Genomic DNA, 25,611 nt, shown 5'->3' with positions numbered 1-25,611 from the left:
TATTCCGAGACGTCCTAATTTCAGGACGTCTTTTTCATTGCATAAGAAACTATAAAATTCTTGGACTGTGGAAAGCTTGTAAAAGGTGATAGTACACGTCCAGACTTCAGCGCCTCTGAACGGGCGCCTTGCACTTTTCTTATTCAAACAGCAATAAAAAATGAAATTAACCGTCTAATTTGTTACGATAGAGTATGTACTTGCTCTGTAAAGTAGCTGAGTGGAGGAAACGACATGCTGGAAAAACTTTTTGGGAAAAAATCTGTGGTGTCAGAAGACTCAATTTCTGACCGGATTGCGCACGTTAAAAGCAGGCATATCCCTGCCCATGTTGCGATTATTATGGATGGCAATGGCAGATGGGCGAAACAACGTAATTTGCCAAGAATTGCAGGTCATCATGAAGGGATGAAAAAGGTCCGTATAATAACGCGCATTGCAAATGACCTTGGCGTACAAGTGCTAACACTTTACGCTTTCTCCACAGAAAACTGGAAACGGCCAAAACTCGAAATAGATTTCTTGATGAAACTTCCTGGAGAGTTTCTTAGCACCTACCTCCCCGAACTAATCGAGCAAAACGTAAAAGTTGAGATGATTGGAAACTTTGACATGTTGCCAGATCATACAAAAAAAGCAATTAGTAAAGCAATTGAGGAAACAAAGCACAATGATGGTTTAACACTGAACTTTGCCATGAATTATGGAAGCAGGCTGGAACTTGTCGAATCTGTAAAAGAAATTGCAACACTTGTAGTGGCGGGTTCAATTAAAGCTGAAGATATTGACGAATCACTCATCGGTTCACATCTAATGACTGCTCATTTGCCGGAACCGGATTTGCTGATTCGAACAAGCGGTGAAGTCAGGCTGTCCAATTTCATGTTATGGCAGCTCGCATATGCCGAGTTTTCATTCACGGATGTATTGTGGCCGGATTTTGATGCACTGTGCATGTTGAATGCAATCGAAGAATTCCAAATGCGTAATAGACGTTTTGGAAGTGTGGAAGGGAATGGGGACGTTTGAAACAGAGGATACTAACAGCAATCGTTGCACTAATCTTTTTCGTTCCGCTAGTCGTTATAGGAGGATTGCCCTTCACGATTGCAGTTTATGCGATTGCAACAATCGGTCTATACGAATTATTACGAATGAAGGATATCCAACTATTTTCAGTCGAAGGTATTTTGACATGGGCTACGCTTACTATCTTACTTATGCCTACGAGTTGGAGCAACAAAGTTTTCGAAACGGTTGGTTACACAAAAATCGAAATGACATTTGCTATCGTTCTTATTTTATTGATTTATACAGTTATTGTTAAAAATCGATATACGTTCGATCATGCGGCTTTTTCTGTTTTGAGCGTATTATATGTCGGAATTGGGTTTTATTATTTGATTGAAACAAGATTGTTTGGAATTGAATATGTCGTTTACGCCTTGATGGTAATCTGGGTTACGGATTCTGGGGCATATTTTGTGGGGAGAAAAATCGGGAAGCGAAAGCTTTGGCCGGAAATCTCTCCAAATAAGACAGTCGAAGGTTTTGTAGGAGGAATATTGTCTGCAGTTGTTTTTGCTTGCGTATTCCAATACATTTTCCCGATCGCTTCTACATATACCATACTTATTATTGTTACGATCATTGCATCGATTATCGGGCAATTGGGCGATCTTGTCGAATCGGCACTAAAAAGGCAGTATGGAGTTAAGGATTCAGGAAAGCTCCTGCCAGGGCATGGAGGAATACTGGACAGATTTGATAGTCTCCTTTTCGTATTGCCGCTACTTCATTTTCTGCACTTCGTAGGATAACGGAAAGGGTGTCTTCTATATGACAAAAAAAATAAGCTTACTGGGAGCTACAGGTTCCATCGGTACGCAGACACTCGATATCATCAGTTCGAATCCGGATAAATTTAAGCTCGTATCTTTTTCGGCTGGTTTGAATATCGATAGAGTAAGAGAAATTGTTTCCGCGCACCATCCGAAAACTGTGTCTGTGATAAGACGTGTTGATGCCGAGGTGCTGCAAACAGAATTCCCGAACATCCATTTCGTTTATGGCGATGAAGGTCTTGTTGAAACTGCGGCGCATACAGGTGCTGATGTATTACTTAACTCCGTTATTGGTAGCGTTGGTCTTAAACCAACACTTGAAGCAATCCGCGCAGGCATTACAATTGCCATTGCCAATAAAGAAACGCTAGTCGCAGCAGGCGATATTGTTATGAGCGAGGCTCGGAAATACAATGTTCCAATTTTACCTGTTGATAGTGAACATTCGGCACTTTTCCAAGCGTTGAATGGAGAAAATCCCAAAAGTATTAGCCGGCTCATCTTGACTGCCTCGGGCGGTAGTTTCAGAGACTTAACCCGTGAAGAACTTTCAAGCGTGACGCTCGAACAAGCTCTTGCACATCCCAATTGGTCGATGGGCAATAAATTAACAATCGACTCGGCGACAATGATGAACAAGGGGCTTGAAGTGATTGAAGCACATCATCTGTTTGCAATGCCTTATCACAAAATCGATTGCCTGCAACATAAGGAGAGCATCATCCATTCGATGATTGAGTTCGAAGATACAAGTGTCATGGCACAACTGGGTTCGCCAGATATGCGAGTGCCAATCCAGTATGCGCTGACATATCCCGACCGAATTCCGATGAAAAATGCGAAACCCTTGCGTCTTGAGGAAATTGGAAAACTACATTTCGAGAAAATGGATCTTGTCCGCTTTAAAGCACTGGCTCTTGCATATGCTGCTGGTAAAGAGGGCGGAACGATGCCAGCAGCGATGAATGCGGCGAATGAAGTGGCTGTAGCGTTGTTCATGAAAGGGCGTATTCCATTTATACAAATCGAAGACATCATTGAACGCGTAATGGAGGCACATCGAACAATTTCAGTTCCAGATCTCGAAGCGATATTGGAAACCGATTCGCTTACTCGAAAATTAGTGTATGCTATGGTAGAATGAGTTGTTTAGAAACGGCCTAACAGGTCAGTGAAGGTGGTTTTTTATGGAAACCGTTATTGCGTTTATTATTATATTCGGTTCTTTGGTCTTTTTTCATGAACTAGGGCATTTCCTGTTCGCGAAAAAGGCTGGAATTATGGTGCGTGAATTTGCAATTGGATTCGGACCTAAAATTATTGGGATTCAAAAAGGTGAAACGTTATATACAATCCGGCTTCTGCCCCTTGGCGGTTATGTTCGGATGGCAGGAGAAGACTTTGATACGGTTGAATTACAGCCTGGTTATCGTGTAGGTCTTTTGATCAATGCAGAGAATGAAATTGAAAAAATTTATTTGAATCGTAATGTTGCGAATCCTGATGTGCTTTTCCTTGAAACGGAATCCTCTGATTTGGAAAAGGAACTGTTCATCGAAGGGTATGATGAAGAAGGACAGCTTGTTCGTTATAACGTATCTAGAAAAGCGATTATCTTTGAGAAGGGGCAGAAAACACTTATTGCTCCGTATGATCGCCAATTCGAATCGAAGTCTGTTGGTAGCCGGGCTATGACCATCTTTGCAGGTCCGTTGTTTAACTTTATCCTCTCGTTTTTCATTTTCCTTGCAATCGGTCTGTTACAAGGAGTTCCAACATATGAACCCATTATTACGGATGTAGTCAGTGATGGTCCCGCACAAGCGGCTGGAATGCAAGATGGAGACTTCATTAAAGTGGTTGACGGCAAACCGATCGACACATGGCAGGAGTTTGCTGCTATCATCCAAGAAAGTGCCGGCGTACCTCTTCAATTTGAAGTGGATCGTAATGGAGAGTCGGTGACATTGGATGTTGTTCCGGCTACAGTTGAAGAGGCAGGAACAGAAATTGGCCAAATCGGTGTACGCTATACGAGCCCTGTGTTGAAAAATCCAATAAAAGCAGTGCAGTATGGTGCTGAAGAAACCATTGTCTGGATCAAAAGAATTGCGGAATTACTCGGCATGCTTGTAACAGGTAAATTTACACTCGACGCATTATCAGGACCAGTGGGCATTTACAAAGCGACGGAGGAAGTTGCGCAGTACGGCGTATACCAACTCATGAACTGGGCTGCAATTTTAAGCATCAACTTAGGTATCATGAACTTATTACCATTGCCTGCGCTTGACGGTGGAAGATTGTTGTTCTTCTTGTTTGAAGCAATTCGCGGTAAACCAATTGACAAGCAAAAAGAAGGAATGGTCCACTTTGTTGGAATTATGCTCTTGATGGTACTCATGCTTGTGGTGACCTGGAATGATATCCAACAATTTTTCTTTTAGTAAAAAAAGCGGAAACGGTCGTTACAAATACGCAGTCAAAGGTCGCCACTTCTTGTGGCAACTAAGAGGGATGCAGTCCAATCCCTCTAGGCTGACATATATCCTGGACGTTTGACCGCTATAGAATAGGCAATAAAACGAGATTTCCAATAACATTACTTGAGGTGGGCACATATATGAAACAATCACGAACGTTCATACCTACAATGCGTGAAGTACCTTCCGATGCAGATATAAAATCACATCAGCTTCTCTTGCGTGCAGGTTTTATCCGACAAAATACAAGCGGGATTTATTCTTTCCTTCCTTTAGGCAAGAAAGTGCTTCAAAAAATCGAAGCAATTATTCGGGAAGAAATGGAAGCCGTCGAAGCTGTCGAAGTGTTCATGCCCGCCATGCAACAGGCTGAACTGTGGCAGGAAACCGGAAGATGGTATTCGTATGGTCCTGAACTGTTCAGATTAACTGATCGGCATAAAAGGGAATTTGCACTTGGTGCGACACATGAAGAAGTAATCACTTCTCTTGTCCGCGACGAAGTGAAATCTTATAAGAAGTTGCCGCTGACAATGTTTCAAATCCAGACGAAGTTCAGAGACGAGCAACGGCCCCGTTTTGGACTTCTTCGAGGACGCGAATTCATCATGAAAGATGCGTATTCCTTCCATGCGACGGAAGAAAGCCTAGATGAGAAATACCAGGAAATGATGCAAGCCTATACGAATATTTTTACAAGGCTTGGGCTTGATTTCCGTGCAGTTATGGCAGATGGCGGCTCAATCGGTGGAACAGATACGCATGAATTTATGGCGCTTTCGGATATCGGTGAAGATACAATCGCATATAGTGATTCCTCTTCATATGCAGCTAACATTGAAATGGCTGAAGTGAATATGCAATATGAAAAATCGGACGAAGTATTACAGGCAATGGAAAAAGTTGCAACACCTGGCCAAAAAACGATTAGTGAAGTTGCTTCATTCCTCGATGTCGATGCGACTCGTCTGATAAAAACACTTATATTTAAAGCAGATGATGAACTAATTGCCGTTCTCTGTCGCGGCGATTATGAAATCAATGATATTAAGCTGAAAAATGCTCTTGGTGCATCTGAAGTTGAATTTGCTTCTGAAGAAGATGTTACTAAGCTTCTTTCTTGTGAAGTTGGTTCTATCGGTCCTGTTAAACTTCCACTCGATCTCAAAGTAATTGCGGACCATTCAGTCGCTTCAATCGTAAACGGTGTATGCGGAGCGAACGAAGATGGTTTCCATTTGATTAACATCAACCCTGAACGCGATTTTGCTGTGGACCGCTATGAAGATCTTCGTTTCATCCGTGAGGGAGACGTATCTCCGGATGGCAATGGGACAATTAAGTTCGCCAAAGGAATTGAACTTGGACATGTATTCAAACTAGGTACGACATATAGTGAACCAATGGGCGGAACATTCCTAGATGAAAACGGCAGGGCGAAACCGTACATCATGGGTTGTTATGGCATTGGTGTTTCGCGTATACTTGCAGCTGTTGCGGAGCAGTTCAATGATGAGTTGGGGTTGAAATGGCCGAAGAAAATCGCGCCGTTTGATGTCCATCTTATTGCGGTAAACATTAAAGATGACAGCCAAGTAGAATTAGCTGATGAATTATATAAAATTTTAAAATCTTATAGGTATGATGTACTCTATGACGACCGTCCTGAACGGGCAGGCGTTAAATTTGCTGATTCGGATTTAATTGGTTTGCCGGTTCGGATTACAGTCGGAAAGAGAGCTTCTGAAGGAATTGTTGAAGTTAAATTTAGACAATCCGGGGAATCTGCTGAATGGCAAAAAGAAGAAATCACTGAAAAGTTACAAGCATTTTTCACAGCTGAATAACTATCGAGAAGGGAAGGCCGCATGTCGGTACTTCTCTTCTTTTAAAAGATAAATTTATAAGTTTTTCAATATGGAACAGTGTCTAGCTCCAGGCGCCAGCCCCTTGGGTCATAAGCCGTTTTGCTATAGTGGCTGAAGTACGCCTCCTTGTGCCTGCAAGGATACAGGTATGCAGTCGTTGCGACAGGACTTCGCGATCCTAGACTGCCTTCCCATTATCTCTTATGCCTGTCGGGGCTAAACGGCGCCTTACGCTTTTCTTACACTGATGGAGGATAGGAGAGGCTTATGGACGCTATAAATAAATTATATATCTTGTTGCAGCAAATCGGGATGACGGATGACCAATATGCCATCCACTTTGAAAATGCAGCACTTAACCGCGTGAATATTCATCGGAAATCACGGGTATGGCAATTTAACTTAACCCTCGATAAGCCGCTGCCGGCGGATGTCTACGCTATATTTTCACAGCGTATAAATAAAACATTTTCGGCTATTGCGACGGTTAAGTTACATATAACATCCAATAGTCTGGAGATGGACGGTCAATTGCTTGCGGATTATTGGCCATTTATCATCGAAGAGATGAGTGATATGTCACCGCCGATTAGAGAACGCCTTATAAGCCAAAAGCCGGTCATGGCGGGCGGGAAAATGACGCTACTTTGCATGAGTGACATGGAACTGCAAACGATGAAAGGTAAGTATGCCGTACTTATATCAGATGTCTATACATCATTCGGATTTCCGCGGCCGGCTGTTGATTTTAAATTAACGGAGGAAGACAGCGGAGCAGAAGCGGCCCGTGAAGCGTTCGTTGCGCAACGGCTGGCCGAAGAGGAAGCTTTCGGCCAAAAAGCACTTGCCGACTTGAAGCAAAGGGAAACGTCCATGAAAGAAAGTGGCAATATATCTGGGCCATTCCGTCTTGGAACGCCTATTAAACCCGATGAGCCGTTGCTCGAAATCCAGCATATCCAAGACGAAGAACGCCGTGTGACAATCGAAGGATATGTGTTTGATACAGAAATCCGTGAACTACGGAGCGGACGATCACTTTTGACAATCAAAGTGACAGATTATACGGATTCAATTCTTGTGAAGATGTTCTCGCGTGATAACGAAGATGCAGAAATGATGAAGGTATTGAAAAAGGGAGCATGGATTCGAGCGCGCGGTGGTATCCAGAACGATACGTTCGTACGTGATCTTATTATGATGGCACAAGACATTATGGAAGTGTCACCTATTATCAGGAAAGACAAGGCACCGGAGGGCAGAAAGCGAATTGAACTACATGCGCATACGACGATGAGTCAGATGGATGCTGTCGTATCTGCATCAGCACTCGTTGGACAAGCGGCAAAATGGGGACATCCTGCAATCGCGATTACGGATCATGCTAACGTACAATCATTTCCAGAGGCGTATAACGCCGGGAAAAAACATGGTGTGAAAGTCATTTTTGGAATGGAAGCAAACTTGGTGGATGATGGTGTGCCAATCGTTTTTGAGGAACAGCACCGAAAACTTGAAGATGATTCATATATAGTATTTGACGTCGAGACCACCGGACTATCGGCGGTGTATGACACGATCATCGAGCTGGCTGCAGTCCGAGTGAAAAACGGCGAGATCGTTGATACCTTTGAAAGATTTTCAAACCCGCATCATCCATTATCATCTACTACGACTAAGTTGACCGGTATTACTGATGATATGGTAAAAGATGCACCTGAAATTGCAGATGTCACAAAAGATTTCATCGAATTCATCGGTGATTCGATTCTTGTCGCCCATAATGCAAAATTTGATATGGGATTCTTTTACGAAGCATGTAAAAAAGCAAGTTTGGAAGCTGCCGCTTATCCGGTAATTGATACACTTGAGCTAGCCCGTTTCCTCTATCCTGAAATGGGGAATCACCGGCTGGGTACGCTGGCGAAAAAGTTCGGCATCGAACTGACTCAGGCTCACCGTGCAATCTATGATACTGAAGCGACTGCGCATTTGTTCCTTCGTTTGTTAAAAGACGCGGAGGAGAAGGGTATCGAATACTTGGATGACTTTAACCGCCATATTGGTGAAGGAGACGCATACAAAAGAGCTAGGCCATCGCATTGTACGCTTTTGGCGACAGACGATGAAGGATTGAAAAACCTGTTTAAACTTGTTTCATACTCGCATATGGATTATTTTTACCGGGTTCCGCGTATTCCGCGTTCATTGCTTGTTAAATATCGTAAAGGACTCCTGGTTGGTTCCGGTTGTGATAAAGGAGAAGTGTTCGAGGGCCTTATGCAAAAACCGATGGATGAGGTAGAAGAGATTGCGAAATTTTATGATTACCTTGAAGTACATCCAAAACCAGTTTACTCTCATCTTGTTGAACTTGAATTGATCCGTGATGAGTGGAACATGGAAGACATTATGCGGAAACTGATCAAGCTTGGGAAAAAAGTCGGTCTGCCGGTCTGTGCAACAGGCAACGTTCATTATATCGATGAGACTGATGCGACATTCCGCCAAGTGCTAGTCAGATCGCAGGGCGGGGCAAATCCGATGAACAGGCATTCGTTGCCGGCAGTCCAGTTTCGAACAACTGATGAAATGCTGGAAGAGTTTGCATTTCTTGGTGAGCAAGTTGCGGAAGAAATCGTTATTGACAATCCGCATGCCATCTTAGAGCGGATCGGCAATGTGAAACCGATTAAAGATGATCTTTACACACCAACGATTGAAGGTGCTGACGAAGAAGTACGCGAATTGACGTATACGATGGCACATCACATATATGGCGAGCAATTGCCGGAAATCATCGAAGCGCGTATTGAGAAAGAATTGAAGTCAATCATCGGTCATGGGTTCGCGGTTATCTATCTCATCTCACATAAACTTGTGAAGAAATCACTTGATGATGGGTATCTTGTCGGGTCCCGGGGATCGGTGGGCTCGTCGCTTGTCGCAACGATGATGGAAATAACCGAAGTGAATCCGATGGCGCCGCATTACGTGTGCCCATCCTGTAAGACATCTGAGTTTTTCGATGATGGATCCGTCAGTTCTGGATATGACCTTCCGGATAAAGTGTGTCCTTCTTGCGGCACGATGTTCAAAAAAGACGGTCAAGATATCCCGTTCGAAACATTCCTAGGTTTTAATGGGGATAAAGTTCCGGATATCGATCTCAATTTCAGCGGTGATTATCAAGGGCATGCCCATAATTATACGAAGGATCTGTTCGGGGAGGACTTTGTATATCGCGCAGGTACAATCGGAACAGTCGCCGAGAAGACTGCATACGGATATGTGCGCGGTTATATGAATGATAACAATTTGAACTTCCGCGGCGCTGAAATTGATCGGCTTGTGCAAGGTTGTTCAGGCGTTAAACGGAATACTGGGCAACATCCCGGGGGAATTATCGTTGTTCCCGATGATATGGATATATTCGACTTCACCCCGGTGCAGTTCCCGGCGAATGATTTAAATTCAAGCTGGATGACGACTCACTTCGACTTCCATTCCATCGACAATAACTTGTTGAAACTCGATATTCTTGGTCACGATGATCCGACCATGATTAAAATGTTGCAGGACTTATCTGGTATCGACCCGTTGACGATTCCGCCGGACGATAAAGGCGTTATGCAATTATTCAGCGGTACGTCTTCACTCGGGGTCACGCCGGAGCAGATCGGCTGTAAGACGGGCACGCTCGGTGTACCGGAATTCGGGACAAGATTCGTTCGCCAGATGCTTGAGGAGACGAAGCCTTCGACATTTTCGGAACTGATTCAGATTTCGGGATTATCCCACGGTACGGACGTCTGGCTCGGCAATGCCCAGGAATTGATTCAGAATAAGACGTGCGAATTGTCCGACGTTATCGGCTGCCGTGACGATATTATGGTGTACTTGATCTATCAAGGGTTAGAACCTTCGATGGCATTTCAAATCATGGAATTCGTGCGTAAAGGCCGTGGTTTGACGCCGGAGTTCGAAGCGGAAATGAAAGTGCAAGGCGTGCCAAACTGGTACATTGAATCATGTAAAAAAATCAAATATATGTTCCCGAAAGCGCATGCGGCTGCCTATGTATTGATGGCGCTGCGCATCGCTTATTTCAAAGTGCATCATCCTATTTTGTACTATGCAACATACTACACGGTACGGGCAACCGATTTCGACCTGTTGTCCATGACACAGGGATCGGCATCAGTACGGGCTCAAATTAAAGAAATTAATGCAAAAGGGCTCGATGCAACACCGAAAGAAAAGAGTTTGCTGACAGTGCTCGAACTGGCACTAGAAATGTGGGAACGGGGCATCTCATTGGCTAAGCCGGATTTGTATAAATCTGATGCGACGAAATTTCTTATTGAAGGCAATACATTGATTCCCCCCTTTAACGCGGTGCCTTCTCTTGGAACGAACGTAGCGAATTCAATTGTAGAAGCAAGGAAAGATGGAGAGTTTCTTTCGAAAGAGGACTTTCAGCAGCGTGGCCGTGTTTCGAAGACAATTGTCGAATATATGGATTCACTTGGCTGTCTAGAAGGAATGCCAGAAGCGAATCAACTTTCCCTCTTTTAGCACAATGTTTGCACCACAATATTTCATATGGTATGATGGGAACAACTTTTGTAATAGTCTTGCGCAAAAAGAGTGGGATTTCCCGCTCTTTTCTGTTGTTCTGTACTGTTTTTTATCTTATTTGGCGGGAGTTCGTATTTTTGCTAAATAAGATTCAAGCCTCCGGTGGATGTCATAGGTTTTATAGTGAAGTGAATCGTGCAAGCATGCCACCTGTGTGAAAGCCTACACGATGTAGGTCATTGTCATCAATGCCACGGGACGTTCTTAGGCTAACTTCTCTGCTCAATCTGGGCACAAATACGCCGAGGCGTATTTGATTAATATTTCGGGAGGGATAAGATGAGTAATATTACGGAAGAAGTCACAAAACTCGTCAGTCCGATTGTAGAAGAATTAGAATTGGAACTTGTCGACGTCGAGTTTTTAAAAGAAGGAAGAGACTGGTTTTTACGCGTTTATATCGATACGCCTAATGGTCCTATCGATATTGACCAATGCGCTCAAGTTAGCGAAAAGCTGAGTGAAGAGCTCGACCGCACTGATCCAATCCCGCAAAACTACTTTCTTGAAGTATCTTCACCTGGTGCAGAGCGCCCGTTGAAGAAGGAAGAAGATTTTCAAAAAGCAATTGGACAGTTTGTATTCATTAAGACATACGAGCTCATTGATGGTATGAAAGAGTTCGAAGGTTATTTGCTGTCATATGGCCCAGATGCCGCAGAAGTTGAAATACGTATTAAGACAAGAAAATTGACCGTCGTGATCGACAAGGAAAAAATCGCACTTGCCCGTTTGGCCATCGACTTTTCCGCATAATTGAATAGTAGGAGTGATTAACATGAGTAGTGATCTACTCGATGCATTGACAGCCCTTGAAAAGCAAAAAGGCATTTCTAGGGACGTATTAGTAGAAGCAATCGAAGCGGCACTTGTAACCGCATATAAACGAAACTTCAACCAAGCTCAAAACGTACGCGTGGACTTGAACCTTGCAAAAGGAACAATGAAAGTCTATGCCAGAAAAGACGTCGTCGAAGAGGTTGAGGATGATCGTTTACAAATTAGTCTTGAAGATGCACACAAAATCAATCCTGCTTATGAACTTGAGGATGTCGTTGAAGAAGAAGTAACACCGCGTGATTTCGGCCGTGTAGCAGCACAAACTGCTAAGCAGGTTGTTACACAACGTGTGCGTGAAGCTGAACGCGGTATCATTTATGAGGAGTACGTCGACAGAGAAGATGATATCGTCAATGGTATCGTTGAGAGGCTCGACGCACGGAATCTATATGTTGGTCTTGGGAAAGTGGAAGCTGTTTTGCCGGTTGGCGAACAGATTCCAACTGAAACGTATCAGCCACATGACCGCATCAAAGTATATATTACAAAAGTTGAACGTACGTCGCGAGGTCCTCAAGTGTTTGTATCAAGAACGCATCCGGGACTTCTCCGTAGGCTGTTTGAAGTTGAGGTTCCTGAAATTTTTGAAGGCATCGTTGAAATTAAATCGATTGCCCGAGAAGCGGGCGACCGTTCCAAAATTTCAGTGCATACGAATAATGAAGCAGTCGATCCAGTCGGTTCATGTGTAGGTGCAAGAGGCGCCCGGGTTCAATCCATTTCAAATGAACTCAACGGCGAGAAAATCGATATTGTCGAATGGTCCGAGGATCCGGCTATATTCGTTGCAAATGCGCTGAGCCCGTCAAAAGTCATTGACGTTCAGGTGAATGAGGAAGATCGATCGACAACTGTCGTTGTACCTGACTATCAATTGTCACTCGCTATAGGTAAACGTGGACAGAACGCTAGACTGGCTGCGAAGATGACGGGATGGAAAATCGATATTAAGAGTGAAACGGATGCACGCGAACTAGGAATTTATCCGTCGGCCACTAGTGCGTTAATTATAGAACAGGTCCAGTTGGATGAAGACGCGAACGAAAGCGATCCATACTTCGTTGAAGATGAAGTGACAGAAGACATTGAAACTGAAACAATTGATCTGTATACGGATACGGAAAACGAAGACTGAGAGGGAGGATGAGTACACATGACTAACATGAAAAAAATTCCTCTACGTAAATGTGCGGCAACAGGCAATATGTTCCCGAAAAAGGAAATGATTCGCATTGTTCGCCCGAAAGAAGGGGAAGTTTCAGTCGATCTCACTGGCAAGAAGTCAGGCCGCGGGACATATGTGTCAAAATCCGAAGAAGCAGTTGAAACCGCGCGCCGTAACAAATCGATTGAGAGTCAGCTTGGAACGGCTATTCCTGAACAGGTATTCGATGATCTTCTTCACGCAATTCGTCGGGAGGCACTAAAATGACAGATCCGAAACGGATTTATCAAATGCTTGGCATGGCAGCCCGTGCAAGGATGCTTATAATGGGTGAAGATTTGGTTGTGCGGGAAATTCGTTCCGGTAATGCGCGTCTTGTGATTGTTTCTGAAGATGCCTCTAAAAATACGATGAAAAAGTTATCTGATAAAAGTACGTTTTACAACGTTGAGAAGCATGTTTTCGGGACTCGTGAAGAGCTTGGACATGCAGTTGGAAAAGAGTCGCGGGTTGTACTCGCGCTAACGGATGCCGGTTTTGCCGGAAAAGTGTCCGGGCTACTCAACGAATATAACCGGGGGTGGACTAATGACGAAAATACGGGTACACGAATACGCGAAAAAAGTGAATCGGACGAGTAAAGAAGTTATTGATGAGCTTGGAAAGATAAATGTGAGTGTGACAAATCATATGTCAACATTAGATACAGATGCAATTACGAAACTGGATAGTAAATTCAGTGCCAATGGGAACAAACAAAATGCACCAAAAGTATATCCAAAGGCTCCTGAGCGCAAAGAAGCACCGAAAGCTGCACAATCTGCAACCAATAACCGCCCAGCACAAGGATCAACAGGCGGCAATCGTCCGGCTCAGAGACCAGCAGGCGGCAATCGTCCAGCACAAGGATCAACAGGCGGCAATCGTCCAGCACAAGGATCAACAGGCAGCAATCGTCCAGCACAAGGGTCAACAGGCGGCAACCGTCCAGCACAAGGATCAACAGGCGGCAACCGTCCGGCCCAAGGGTCAGCAGGCGGCAATCGTCCAGCGCAAGGATCAACAGGCGGCAACCGTCCGGCCCAAGGGTCAACAGGTGGCAACCGTCCAGCGCAAGGCGCACCAAGCGGACAAGGCGGACGCCCAGGTGGCGGAGGCCCGAGTCGTCCAGGTGGCGGTCGCGGTGGACGTCCACCGGCACGCGGTATAAACCAAGGACGCAGAAGATACCGTCCGGCGAACCCGATTCCAAAAGTGGAGAAACCGTTACCGGAAAAAATCACTTTTTATGAATCACTTTCAGTAGCTGAACTTGCGAACAAACTGGGACGCGAGCCATCAGCTATTATCAAAAAGCTCTTCATGCTTGGTATCATGGCAACAATCAACCAAGAACTGGACAAAGATGCGATTGAACTCATCTGTGCAGATTATGAAGTTGAAGTAGAAGAGGAAATCCGTATCGACGTAACTGATCTTGAAACGTATTTTGAAGAGCATGAAGAAACAGCAACTGATCTAGCAGAGCGTCCTCCAGTCGTTACAATCATGGGGCATGTTGACCACGGTAAAACGACGCTTCTAGACTCAATTCGTAATACGAAAGTTACACAAGGCGAAGCGGGCGGTATCACTCAGCATATTGGTGCCTACCAAATCGAAGAAAAAGGTAAGAAAATAACATTCCTTGATACACCAGGTCACGCGGCGTTCACAACGATGCGTGCGCGCGGTGCGAAAGTGACAGATATTACGATTCTTGTTGTTGCAGCAGATGATGGTGTTATGCCACAAACAATCGAAGCAATCAACCACGCGAAAGCGGCTGAAGTGCCGATTATTGTTGCGGTGAATAAGATGGATAAGCCTTCTGCCAATCCAGATCGTGTCATGCAAGAATTGACAGATCATGGACTTGTAGCTGAAGCATGGGGCGGCGATGCAATTTTTGTACCGATCTCTGCATTGAAAGGTGAAGGGATAGATCAATTGATTGAAATGGTCCTTCTCGTTGCTGAAGTTGCTGAATTGAAGGCTGATTCAAACATCCGCGCACGCGGAAGTGTGATTGAAGCATCTCTTGATAAAGGTCGCGGTGCTGTTGCAACGCTTCTTGTCCAAGACGGAACACTTCACGTAGGTGACCCGATTGTAGTAGGTAACACATACGGCCGTGTCCGTGCAATGGTTAGTGATATCGGACGCCGCGTAAAAGAAGCAGGCCCATCCACACCGATTGAAATTACAGGCCTTAGCGATGTGCCACAAGCCGGAGATCGTTTTGTTGTCTTTGAAGACGAAAAGACAGCGCGTCAAATCGGTGAAACAAGAGCTGGTGAAGCACTCCAAGACCAACGTGTAGAAAAAACACGTGTGACGCTTGATAACTTGTTCGATCATATGAAACAAGGTGAAATCAAAGAGTTGAACTTAATCGTTAAAGCAGACGTACAAGGTACAGTTGAAGCGATGGCTTCCTCACTTATGAAAATTGAAGTCGAGGGTGTAAACGTGAAAATTATCCATACGGGTGCGGGCGCGATTAACGAGTCTGACATTTCACTAGCTGCTGCATCGAATGCTATCGTTATTGGATTCAACGTTCGTCCAGACGTCAACGCGAAACGCGCTGCGGAAGAAGAAGGCGTTGATATTAGGCAGCACCGTGTCATCTACAAAGTAATCGAAGAAATCGAGTTGGCGATGAAGGGGATGCTTGATCCCGAATACGAAGAAAAAGTTATCGGTCAAGTTGAAGTGCGCGAAACAATTAAAGTGTCTAAAATCGGGACGATTGCGGGAAGCTATGTAACGAGCGGTAAAATTACACGTGATTCAAGCGTTCGCATCGTCCGCGATAATATCGTTATCTTCGAAGGCGAAATAGATACATTAAAACGCTTTAAAGATGATGCAAAAGAAGTTGCAAAAGGCTATGAATGTGGGATTACAATCAAAAACTTTGATGATATCCATATCGGCGATATTATTGAAGCCTTCATCATGGAAGAGATTAAACGAGTATGATCGTCTACGCGGAATGTTCATTTTTCATTCCGGAGGCGGCTTCTTTGAAAGAGAAGCGGTCTGTTTTAAAACGGATGACTGACAGAGTGAAAAATGCTTATAACGTCTCCATTTCAGAACTTGATCATCAAGATCTTTGGCAACGGACAACAATCGCTCTTGTTGCTGTCGCCTCATCAAAAGATGCAGCTGAGCGTGAGGTTAGGCGGGCGATCCGATTCCTGGAGTCAAATCCGGAATGGGAATTGTCCAACTTGACGCTCGACTATTATTAAAACGGGATTGGGGTGACCATCCATGACAATGCGTGCTAATCGTGTTGCAGAACAAATGAAAAAAGAGCTTGGCGCAATTATCGGCCAAAAAGTGAAAGATCCAAGAATTGGTTTCGTTACAGTAACTGATGTTGACGTTACTGGGGATCTTCAACAAGCGACGATTTTTATTTCTGTTCTTGGAAGCGATTCGGAAAAAGAAGATACGCTGAAAGGGCTTAATAAGGCGAAGGGATTCATTCGCACTGAAATTGGCCAGCGGATCAGACTTCGAGTAACACCTGAAATCAAATTTGAATTTGATAGTTCCGTTGCATATGGAACACGGATTGAATCACTGCTTAAACAGGTGAAAAGCGAAGACGAAAAAGAAATTGAACAATGATGAGAGGAGGAAGTCGGTGTCCACAAGGACTTTCCGGCTTCCTCTTTTTACATATAATTGATACTTTGAGGGGTGGTGGCATGCATGAATGGAATACTTCCTCTATGGAAAGAAAAAGGAATGACATCGCATGATTGTGTATTCAAATTGCGTAAAATCCTTGGCACTAAAAAAGTGGGACATACTGGTACCCTTGACCCAAGCGTGGAAGGCGTATTGCCGATTTGCATAGGGCAGGCAACGAAAGTAGCTGAATATATAACGGATTCCGGCAAGGAATATATTGCGGTTGTCACCATTGGGACTGCAACTGAAACGGAAGATGCGGATGGAGCGGTAATCGCTTCGGATTTGACACTAAAACATATTACCCGAACGGAAATTGAAACAGCGCTCGCTAAGTTGAAAGGTGAAATTGTTCAAATCCCACCTATGTATTCTGCGGTAAAAGTGAATGGTCGTAAATTATATGAATATGCACGAAAAGGGATTGAAGTTGAAAGACCTGAACGAACAGTACTCATTCATGAAATTGAATTACTGGATCCTGTACAATGGTATGAAGGTGAAACAATCTCATTTCGAATCAGGGTTGCTTGCGGGAAAGGCACGTATATTCGGACGCTTGCTGTCCAGATTGGGGAACTGCTCGGCTACCCGGCGCATATGGCGGCTCTTGTCCGCACATCGTCAGGTACATATGTACAGAACGACTGCCGGACGTTGGACGAAGTGAGAACGCTTCAGGACGCAGGAAGAATTACAACATTACTTCGTCCTCTTGAAGATGCGCTCACTGATTTCGCCACTGTTGAAGTTAGTGAAGAGCTCCTTGAAAAAGTGGTGAACGGGCAAGTGTTACCTGAACATCCTTTGCTTGAAAGTGAAGAGGCAATCGTATTTATGAATGAAGGCAAGGCAATTGCAGTGTACAGGAAGCATCCTACCAAGCTTGGTCTCATGAAGCCTGAAAAGATGTTTCCGTTGAACAGGTAAGGGAGCGATTACAATGGACATCTACAAATTGCATTATCCCGGGAAAGTTTCGATTGAAAGTGAAGAGCATTTTTCCCTTGCACTCGGCTTCTTTGATGGCTTGCATAAAGGACATCAGACAGTTATCAACGAAGCAAAAAGGAAAGCTGAAGAGCTTGGTATCCGTTCAGCTGTTATGACATTCGATCCGCACCCTTCCCATCTATTTGGTGACGGAGAAAATAAAGTAGGCTACATTACGCAGTATGCAGAAAAGGCGCGGCTGCTTCGTTCTATGGGCATTGATGCTTTGTTCATTGTGGCATTCGATTGGGCGCTTGCTTCGCTTTCGCCTAACCAATTCATAGATGTTTTTTTGAAGGGACTGCATGTTAAACATGTGACCGCGGGATTTGATTATACATTTGGTTCAAAGGGCGCTGGTACTATGGAACAGATGGCTGAGTTGTCAGGCGGAGCATTCGGTACAACTGTCATAAAAAAAGTGACGGATAACGAGGAGAAGATTTCATCTACCCGGATTCGTAAGCTTCTTGCTGAAGGCAATGTTGAAGAAACAGCATTGCTTCTTGACAGACCTTATCGAACTGTCGGCATAGTCGTCGACGGGGAAAAAAGGGGAAGGCTGCTCGGCTTCCCGACTGCGAACGTGATGCCTGAGAAAAATACAGTGCTCCCCGCGAATGGTGTCTATGCAGTGCATTTCACTGTGGAGGGAAAAACGTATCAAGGCGTATGCAATGTCGGCGTAAAACCGACATTCCATGACCCAAGTGATAGACAGGCCGTCGTAGAGGTGCATGTACTCAATTTTGATGGAGATCTCTATGGTAAAGAAGCATTTGTAGACTGGATTGGACATATCCGTGATGAGCAAAAATTCGGATCCATTGATCTGCTTATTAAACAGATAGCAAAAGACAAAAATAGCGCAGTTAAGATTTTGGAAGCCCATCGATGATTGTTGCATTTCAAAAATAGGCATGGTACTATAAATACGTGCCAATACGCACAAACCATTCCTTGGCATCGCGAATCACCAACGCTTGCTCGGGAACCGGGGATATCTTACTATTGGAGGTGAAGAAGATGGCTATCACACAAGAACGTAAAAATGAATTGATCAATGAATACAAAATTCATGAAACTGATACTGGATCAGCAGATGTACAAATCGCTGTCCTAACAGAAGAGATCAATAACCTGACAGAACATTTCCGTCTTCATAAGAAAGACAACCACTCACGTCGTGGTCTTTACAAAATGATCGGAACTCGTAAAAGACTTTTGAGATACCTACGAGACAATGAAGTTCAGCGTTACCGTGATCTTATTGCTAAACTCGGCCTTCGCCGTTAATAAGATTTCTATCGAAAGCGGGCCTTGCCCGCTTTTTTCTTTGTTTAATGAAATATCAAGGCGTTACTACAGCATATAGCCCCGACAGACACCTTTCGCTTTACTATTCGCATAAGAGTGCCTTTTTTGATACACTACTACTAATACATACATGTATACAGTCCAGGCTGGAATATGGAGAGGGGTTCAATTATGACAGAGAAAAAAGTTTTTACACTTGATTGGGCGGGACGACCGTTAACAATTGAAACGGGTCAACTTGCTAAACAAGCGAACGGAGCAGTACTCGTACGCTACGGAGAAACGACAGTGCTTTCAACTGCAACATCTTCAAAAAATTCACGGGGGCTGGATTTCTTCCCGCTTACAGTGAACTATGAAGAGCGCATGTATGCTGTTGGTAAGATTCCGGGCGGCTTCATTAAACGTGAAGGACGTCCGTCAGAAAAAGCGGTCTTGACGAGCCGACTAATCGACCGTCCGATTCGCCCTTTATTTGCAGAAGGGTTCCGCAACGATGTACAAGTTATCTCACTTGTTATGTCAGTCGATCAAGATTGTCCATCTGAAATGGCAGCAATGCTCGGTTCTTCCCTTGCATTGTCGATTTCTGACATTCCTTTCGAAGGACCGATTGCCGGTATTCAAATTGGGTTAATCGACGGGAAATTCATCGTTAACCCAACACCGGCACAATTGGAGAAGAGTGAGCTTGACCTTGTTGTCGCTGGTACGAAAGATGCAATCAACATGGTTGAAGCAGGCGCACAAGAAGTTGCGGAAGATATCATTCTTGAAGCAATTATGTTCGGACACGGAGAAATCATTAAACTAATCGAATTCCAAGAAAAAATTATAGCTGAGGTCGGCAAAGTGAAAACGGAAGTTGCACTATTCACATTGGACGAAACAATCATGTCTGATATCAAAAATAGCTGCGAAACCGATTTAATCAATGCGATCCAGACAGTTGAGAAGCATGCACGTGAAGATGCTATCAATGCAGTGAAAAACGAAGTAATCGAACGCTACAAAGCAAACGAAGCGGACGATGCTACGATGAAACAAGTAAAAGGCGTTTTGGATCATATTGTTAAAGAAGAAGTCCGTCGTCTTATTACGGATGAAAAAGTTCGTCCTGATGGTCGTGGTCTTGACGAAATTCGTCCGCTTGCATCAGAAGTGGGCATCTTGCCACGTACGCACGGTTCGGGTCTCTTTACACGTGGACAAACGCAAGCGCTTAGTGTGTGTACCCTTGGAGCCCTTGGTGAAGTACAAATCATTGATGGTCTTGGCCTTGAAGAAACAAAACGTTTCATGCACCATTATAACTTCCCGAACTTCAGTGTCGGTGAAACGGGTCCAATCCGTGGACCGGGCCGTCGTGAAATTGGTCACGGTGCACTTGGCGAACGCGCACTTTCAGCGGTTATCCCGAATGACACTGATTTCCCGTATACAATCCGTCTCGTAGCAGAAGTGCTTGAATCGAACGGTTCTTCTTCCCAAGCATCAATCTGTGCTTCTACAATGGCTATGCTAGATGCAGGTGTTCCACTTAAAGCGCCGGTTGCGGGTATCGCAATGGGACTTGTGAAAAAAGGGGACAACTATTCTGTCCTTTCCGATATCCAAGGGATGGAAGATCATCTTGGCGATATGGACTTCAAAGTTGCAGGAACTGAAAAAGGAATTACTGCGCTTCAAATGGATATTAAAATCGAAGGTCTTTCCCGCGAAATTTTGGAAGAGGCATTGTCTCAAGCAAAAATTGGGCGCTTGAAAATTTTAAATCATATGATCACAGCAATCTCAGGCCCGCGTGAAGAACTTTCACAATATGCACCGAAAATTATCGTCATCAAAATCAATCCAGACAAGATTCGTGACGTAATTGGACCAGGTGGAAAAGTAATCAACAAAATCATCGAAGAGACGAATGTTAAAATCGATACGGAACAAGACGGAACGATTTATATCTCTTCACCAGATAATGAAATGAATGCCAAAGCGAAAGCGATGATTGAGAATATCGTTCGCGAAGCAAAAGTTGGCGAATATTACATGGCAAAAGTGAAACGAATTGAAAAATTCGGTGCATTCCTTGAACTCTTCCCAGGAAAAGACGGACTTCTTCATATTTCTGAAATTGCAGAAGAACGGACAAAAGCGGTTGAAGACGTTTTGAAAATGAACGATGAAATGTTCGTTAAAGTTATAGAAATTGATAACCAAGGACGAGTTAACTTGTCTAGGAAAGTTGTCATTCTTGAAGAAAAAGAAGCAGCTGAAAAAGAAAAAAACTGATTCCAAACACAGGAATAGGATGGAAAGCCTCTCTTCATTAAGTGAAGATGAAGGCTTTTTCTTTATGCCCGTACTTTCGAATATGAGAGAAAATCGCCTGTGTTTGTCACGGGTCTATAGGATGTGGTGAACTTGATCTGCGTTCTTTAGTCCGGGCCGCTTGCGCTTTTCTTCAGCCATCAAATATAATGAAGTCAAATAGAATAGAGTTCACAAGGGGGATTCGGGGAATGATAAAAACACATGTATGCCAAAATGGCGTCAGAATCGTCCATGAAAAAATGCCGCACGTTCGTTCAGTGGCGCTGGGCGTATGGGTCGGAGCGGGTTCAGGAGACGAAAAAGAATCTGAGGCGGGAATCGCTCATTTTATTGAACATATGCTCTTTAAAGGGACTGCGAAAAGAAGTGCCCGCACAATTGCTGAGGAATTTGATCGCATCGGTGGAGACGTCAATGCATTCACTTCCAAAGAAATGACTTGTTATTACACGACCGTACTCGGGCATCAAGCACCCCGCGCCCTGTCGATTATGGCTGATATGTTTTTCAATTCAACATTTGAAGAAGCTGAAATAGCAAAAGAGAAATCGATTGTCCTCGATGAGATAGCAGCAGTTGAAGATGCACCGGATGACGATGTGGATGAAAGATTATGGGCGGTCATGTATCCGGAACAGCCGATAGGTAAACCCGTTCTTGGCGATGAAAAGACAATAAATACATTCAATCGTAAAATGATAGATGAATTCATGGAGCGGAAGTATACGCCTGAACGAATTGTTATTTCAGTTGCAGGTAACTATGATGACCGATTAATACAGCTAATCGAAGTTCAATTCGGTTCGTTCAAAAGGGGTGAGCTGGCTGCCCAATCATCCACTTTAGCGTTACCTGAATTCCACGGAGGCATGACTTTAAAAGAAAAAGATATTGAACAAGCGCATATCTGTCTTGGTTTTTCAGGACTTCCTGTAAAAGATAATCGAATCCACGATTTAGTGGTGTTGGATAGTATAATAGGCGGCTCGATGTCATCACGTTTATTCCAGGAAGTCCGTGAAGAACGCGGTCTTGCTTATTCGGTCTATTCTTATTACTCAGCGTACAAAACGACAGGTACCTTTATGATCTACGGTGGAACTTCGCCTGAGAACTTAAAGGAATTGTCTGATACGATTGATGAAGTCATTCATTCCATTTTGACCGATGGGATAACGGAAAACGAATTGTACAATGCAAAAGAACAGTTAAAAGGCGGATTTTTGCTAGGGCTTGAAAGTTCTGAGTCGCGGATGCACCGCAATGGTAAAAACGAGCTCATATTAGAGGAGCATAAAACAGTTGATGAAGTCGTAGCTCTCATTGACAATGTCGAGTTAAGTCAGGTATATAGAATGGCAAACGATATCTTTACGGGGCAACGGGCAATTTCAATTGTTGCGCCAAAGGAGATTCTAAAAGAATTCAAAATTGATTGATGGTGTCAGTCAGTTTTCCTGTGTTCGTTTCATATGATGAATGGAGACGAAGGAAAGGGGAATGACGATGCTACTTTCAGAACTTGCTCAGAAAGAGCTTATTCAAGTTGAGGACGGGGTCCGCTATGGATTTCTAGCGGATACCGACCTTATTTTTAACGGGAGAACAGGTGATATTATCGGATTTGAAATTAAGAAAAAGTCCGGTCGTTTTTCATTCAAAAACCGTCAAGAAGGTTCGGATGAATTCATACCTTGGCATGAAATCGTCCTAATTGGGGAACATCGCATTCTATTTGGGAAAACGCATAGCATGGATGGGTTGGCTAGCGATGATAGATGATAACTGGCTTTTCATAGGCACAGATAGCAGATTAGCAGCTTGCAGTGAGATAATGGCTGAAAGAGGATTTACCACCCGCCATGCCGGGGTCGATCATTATACGGAGGAACTTGGTGAATGCATTACGGACTATTCACCACTGCAAATTGTATTCCCGATATTACAAATGAAAGGCTCGATCCCTCCTGCATTGCTAGAAAAAGGGACAGAGCTTTATACAGGCGTTGCGTCGGAAGAATGGCTGAAACCCCTCAAAGAAGCCGGGCTGCTAGTCAATTCTTATCTGAAAGAAGAGCAATTCATCTGGCAAAATGCAAAGCTGACTGCAGAGGGCTTCATCCATGACTATTATTCACATACAAGACGAAGCATTTTTGAAACTCATTTCTACGTGGCTGGTTTTGGTAAAGTCGGAAAGGCGACAGCTCATGCACTGGCATCTCTGGGGGCCAAAGTGACCGTTCTTGCTAGATCCGACGCTCAACTCGGTGAGGCATCTATCCATGGATATAAGACCGAACGGCTCACCGACGATTGGGGGATAAAAGAGGGTAATCTTATCAATACGATTCCCGCAAAATGGCTTTCCGTTTCAGAAAGTCCCGGACTCCATATCTTTGATCTTGCATCAGCGCCGGGCTGCCTAAAGGAGCAGCTTTCATCTGAATACTATACAGTACTCCTCGGATTACCGGGAAAACACTTTCCTGTAGATGCAGCAGTCGCTTTAGCGAATGCGCTCGAGAGAATGTATAGAAGATGAAAGGGGAACACGATGCTAAAGGGAAAAAGGATAGGCCTTGGAATTACGGCGTCACATTGTACGTATGAGGCAATCATACCGACCATTGATGCACTAAAAGACGCGGGAGCAACCGTTGTACCCGTTATCACTCACTCTGTTTTGACCGCTGCCACGCGTTTTGGAACGGGCGAAGAATGGATTGAACGAATTGAAAAGGCAACCGGAGAGAAAGTAATTTCTACTATTGTCGGTGCCGAGCCATTCGGTCCCAAAACACCTGTTGATTGTATGATCATTGCACCGATGACTGGTAACTCCATGAGTCGGTTTGCTAATGCAGCGACAGATTCGCCAGTATTGATGGCTGCAAAAGCAACACTGCGAAATGACAGCCCGGTACTCATTGGAATTTCGACAAATGATGCACTCGGTTTAAATGCGATGAATCTCATGAAGCTCCTTAATATGAAAAATGTTTTTTTTATACCTTTTGGACAGGACGATCCGTTCAAAAAACCAAACTCACTTATCTCCGACTTTACACTAATGGTACCCGCGGCGGCCGCTGCCCTCGAAAAACAACAACTTCAACCATTACTAATTATTCATAAATAAAATAAAAATACAGAGCAGAATATTTGAATATATGTTATAATTCCTCCAATGAACTGCTAACGGTGTAAGGGAATATAGGATTTCTGCCAATTGTGCCGCTTTTGGTGACAATGCGGAAATCAGCATGACTTATGCATATCCTGATTATTTATACAACCGTATAAGCTGAAAGGGAGATAGAGATGAATAAAATGAATATTGCGATAGTTGGAGCGACAGGCGCTGTTGGTACGAAAATTCTTGAAAAGTTACTTGAGCGTGATTTTCCTGTCGCTTCAATCAAGCTACTGGCATCTAAACGTTCTGCTGGAACAAAAATTACGGCGAATGGCCAGAACTATATTGTTGAAGAAACTGTACCTGAGTCATTTGATGGCATTGATATCGCGTTTTTCAGTGCGGGTGGCTCCATTTCAGAAAAGTTTGCACATGAAGCAGTTAAAAGAGGAGCGGTCGTTATTGATAATACGAGCGCGTTTCGCATGACAGAAAAAATTCCGCTAGTCGTTCCCGAAGTGAATGCAGGCGCTTTAAGCGGCCATAAAGGCATCATTGCCAACCCCAATTGTTCCACAATACAAATGGTAACTGCATTGCAACCGATTCGTGAGAGTTTCGGACTTAATCGAATCATTGTTTCGACGTATCAAGCGGTTTCGGGTGCTGGTTCTGAAGCGATTGATGAACTGGAAAGTCAAAGTTTGCAGTTTGAAAACCGTTCGAAAACGGAAGCATCTATTTTACCATCGGCATCGGCAGAACGGCATTATCCAATCGCATTCAACGCGATTCCTCAAATCGATTCATTCGATTCTTCCGGTTATACACTTGAGGAACTCAAAATGATGAATGAAACCAAAAAAATCTTCGATGATCAGAAGTTGTCCGTGTCAGCGACTTGTGTACGACTTCCTGTCGTTACAGGGCATTCTGAGTCGGTTTATATTGAAATTGGCAGAGAAGAAGTTTCTGTAGAAGAACTTCATGCCTTACTTGAAAAGGCACCGGGCGTCGTCGTCCAAGATGATCCATCTAAACAATTGTACCCGATGCCATTATTTGCTGAAGGCAAAGACGAAGTGTTTGTGGGCCGTATTCGAAAGGACCCAGAACATCCGGCAGGATTCCATCTGTGGATTGTATCGGACAATCTCTTAAAAGGAGCAGCACTCAATTCGGTGCAAATCGCAGAAGCTCTACTTAACTAATAAACCTAAGCAAAGGGCTGATAATT

22 protein-coding genes are annotated in these 25,611 nt (G+C 44.0%); all 22 read left to right on the top strand.

Annotated features, from left to right (window positions below):
• The first annotated feature begins 234 nt into the window (after positions 1–234).
• Positions 235–1,029 (top strand): isoprenyl transferase, encoded by a 795-nt coding sequence (locus MKZ11_RS21415; protein ID WP_340796373.1) that lies wholly within the window; start codon positions 235–237, stop codon positions 1,027–1,029.
• Complete coding sequence (locus MKZ11_RS21410) at positions 1,026–1,820, top strand: phosphatidate cytidylyltransferase (RefSeq protein WP_340796372.1); 795 nt, start codon at positions 1,026–1,028, stop codon at positions 1,818–1,820. Before MKZ11_RS21415 ends, MKZ11_RS21410 begins: the two co-directional genes overlap by 4 nt.
• Positions 1,821–1,839: 19 nt before the next feature.
• On the top strand, positions 1,840–2,988 hold the full coding sequence (locus tag MKZ11_RS21405; protein ID WP_340796371.1) for a 1-deoxy-D-xylulose-5-phosphate reductoisomerase: 1,149 nt from the start codon (positions 1,840–1,842) through the stop codon (positions 2,986–2,988).
• Positions 2,989–3,031: 43 nt separating this feature from the next.
• Positions 3,032–4,291 (top strand): RIP metalloprotease RseP, encoded by a 1,260-nt coding sequence (gene rseP / locus MKZ11_RS21400; RefSeq protein ID WP_340796370.1) that lies wholly within the window; start codon positions 3,032–3,034, stop codon positions 4,289–4,291.
• Positions 4,292–4,467: 176 nt separating this feature from the next.
• Entirely contained in the window at positions 4,468–6,174 is a 1,707-nt protein-coding gene (locus MKZ11_RS21395) for a proline--tRNA ligase (RefSeq protein WP_340796369.1), read from the top strand.
• 288 nt (positions 6,175–6,462) lie between these two features.
• A complete protein-coding gene (locus MKZ11_RS21390; RefSeq protein ID WP_340796368.1) occupies positions 6,463–10,773 on the top strand; it encodes a PolC-type DNA polymerase III in 4,311 nt (1,436 codons plus the stop codon).
• A 342-nt stretch (positions 10,774–11,115) separates the two neighbouring features.
• Positions 11,116–11,592 carry a ribosome maturation factor RimP gene (gene rimP / locus MKZ11_RS21385; RefSeq protein ID WP_340796367.1) on the top strand — a complete coding sequence of 159 codons (477 nt, stop codon included), beginning with the start codon at positions 11,116–11,118 and terminating at the stop codon, positions 11,590–11,592.
• A 22-nt stretch (positions 11,593–11,614) separates the two neighbouring features.
• Positions 11,615–12,811: a transcription termination factor NusA gene (gene nusA, locus MKZ11_RS21380; RefSeq protein ID WP_340796366.1), complete on the top strand. Its 1,197-nt coding sequence runs from the start codon at positions 11,615–11,617 to the stop codon at positions 12,809–12,811.
• Positions 12,812–12,829: 18 nt separating this feature from the next.
• Positions 12,830–13,108, top strand: a complete 279-nt coding sequence (gene rnpM, locus MKZ11_RS21375) for an RNase P modulator RnpM (RefSeq protein WP_340796365.1) — start codon at positions 12,830–12,832, stop codon at positions 13,106–13,108.
• Positions 13,105–13,482: a YlxQ family RNA-binding protein gene (locus MKZ11_RS21370; protein WP_340796364.1), complete on the top strand. Its 378-nt coding sequence runs from the start codon at positions 13,105–13,107 to the stop codon at positions 13,480–13,482. Before rnpM ends, MKZ11_RS21370 begins: the two co-directional genes overlap by 4 nt.
• Positions 13,430–15,868: a translation initiation factor IF-2 gene (gene infB / locus MKZ11_RS21365; RefSeq protein ID WP_340796363.1), complete on the top strand. Its 2,439-nt coding sequence runs from the start codon at positions 13,430–13,432 to the stop codon at positions 15,866–15,868. Before MKZ11_RS21370 ends, infB begins: the two co-directional genes overlap by 53 nt.
• Positions 15,865–16,143 (top strand): DUF503 domain-containing protein, encoded by a 279-nt coding sequence (locus MKZ11_RS21360; RefSeq protein ID WP_340796362.1) that lies wholly within the window; start codon positions 15,865–15,867, stop codon positions 16,141–16,143. The genes infB and MKZ11_RS21360 overlap by 4 nt, the downstream gene beginning before the upstream one ends.
• Positions 16,144–16,165: 22 nt before the next feature.
• On the top strand, positions 16,166–16,528 hold the full coding sequence (rbfA, locus tag MKZ11_RS21355) for a 30S ribosome-binding factor RbfA (RefSeq protein WP_340796361.1): 363 nt from the start codon (positions 16,166–16,168) through the stop codon (positions 16,526–16,528).
• Positions 16,529–16,612: 84 nt separating this feature from the next.
• The gene (truB, locus tag MKZ11_RS21350; RefSeq protein WP_340796360.1) at positions 16,613–17,524 is read left to right on the top strand and encodes a tRNA pseudouridine(55) synthase TruB; all 912 of its coding nucleotides are present in this window, start codon (positions 16,613–16,615) and stop codon (positions 17,522–17,524) included.
• 13 nt (positions 17,525–17,537) lie between these two features.
• On the top strand, positions 17,538–18,485 hold the full coding sequence (locus MKZ11_RS21345) for a bifunctional riboflavin kinase/FAD synthetase (RefSeq protein ID WP_340796359.1): 948 nt from the start codon (positions 17,538–17,540) through the stop codon (positions 18,483–18,485).
• A gap of 128 nt (positions 18,486–18,613) precedes the next feature.
• Complete coding sequence (gene rpsO, locus MKZ11_RS21340; protein WP_179391441.1) at positions 18,614–18,883, top strand: 30S ribosomal protein S15; 270 nt, start codon at positions 18,614–18,616, stop codon at positions 18,881–18,883.
• 192 nt (positions 18,884–19,075) lie between these two features.
• Complete coding sequence (gene pnp / locus MKZ11_RS21335; RefSeq protein ID WP_340796357.1) at positions 19,076–21,193, top strand: polyribonucleotide nucleotidyltransferase; 2,118 nt, start codon at positions 19,076–19,078, stop codon at positions 21,191–21,193.
• 230 nt (positions 21,194–21,423) lie between these two features.
• A complete protein-coding gene (locus MKZ11_RS21330; RefSeq protein WP_340796356.1) occupies positions 21,424–22,674 on the top strand; it encodes a M16 family metallopeptidase in 1,251 nt (416 codons plus the stop codon).
• 40 nt (positions 22,675–22,714) lie between these two features.
• On the top strand, positions 22,715–23,017 hold the full coding sequence (locus MKZ11_RS21325) for a YlmC/YmxH family sporulation protein (RefSeq protein ID WP_340796355.1): 303 nt from the start codon (positions 22,715–22,717) through the stop codon (positions 23,015–23,017).
• Positions 22,971–23,780 (top strand): hypothetical protein, encoded by an 810-nt coding sequence (locus tag MKZ11_RS21320; RefSeq protein WP_340796354.1) that lies wholly within the window; start codon positions 22,971–22,973, stop codon positions 23,778–23,780. Before MKZ11_RS21325 ends, MKZ11_RS21320 begins: the two co-directional genes overlap by 47 nt.
• 12 nt (positions 23,781–23,792) lie before the next feature.
• The gene (locus tag MKZ11_RS21315) at positions 23,793–24,377 is read left to right on the top strand and encodes a dipicolinate synthase subunit B (protein WP_340796353.1); all 585 of its coding nucleotides are present in this window, start codon (positions 23,793–23,795) and stop codon (positions 24,375–24,377) included.
• Positions 24,378–24,559: 182 nt separating this feature from the next.
• Entirely contained in the window at positions 24,560–25,585 is a 1,026-nt protein-coding gene (locus MKZ11_RS21310; protein WP_340796352.1) for an aspartate-semialdehyde dehydrogenase, read from the top strand.
• Positions 25,586–25,611: the final 26 nt, after the last annotated feature.

The sequence above is a fragment of the Sporosarcina sp. FSL K6-1508 genome, from assembly GCF_038007465.1.
Classification (GTDB): Bacteria; Bacillota; Bacilli; order Bacillales_A; family Planococcaceae; genus Sporosarcina; species Sporosarcina psychrophila_B.
The sequence above is the reverse complement of the archived record's forward strand: the minus strand, read 5'-3'. Positions and strand labels throughout refer to the sequence as shown.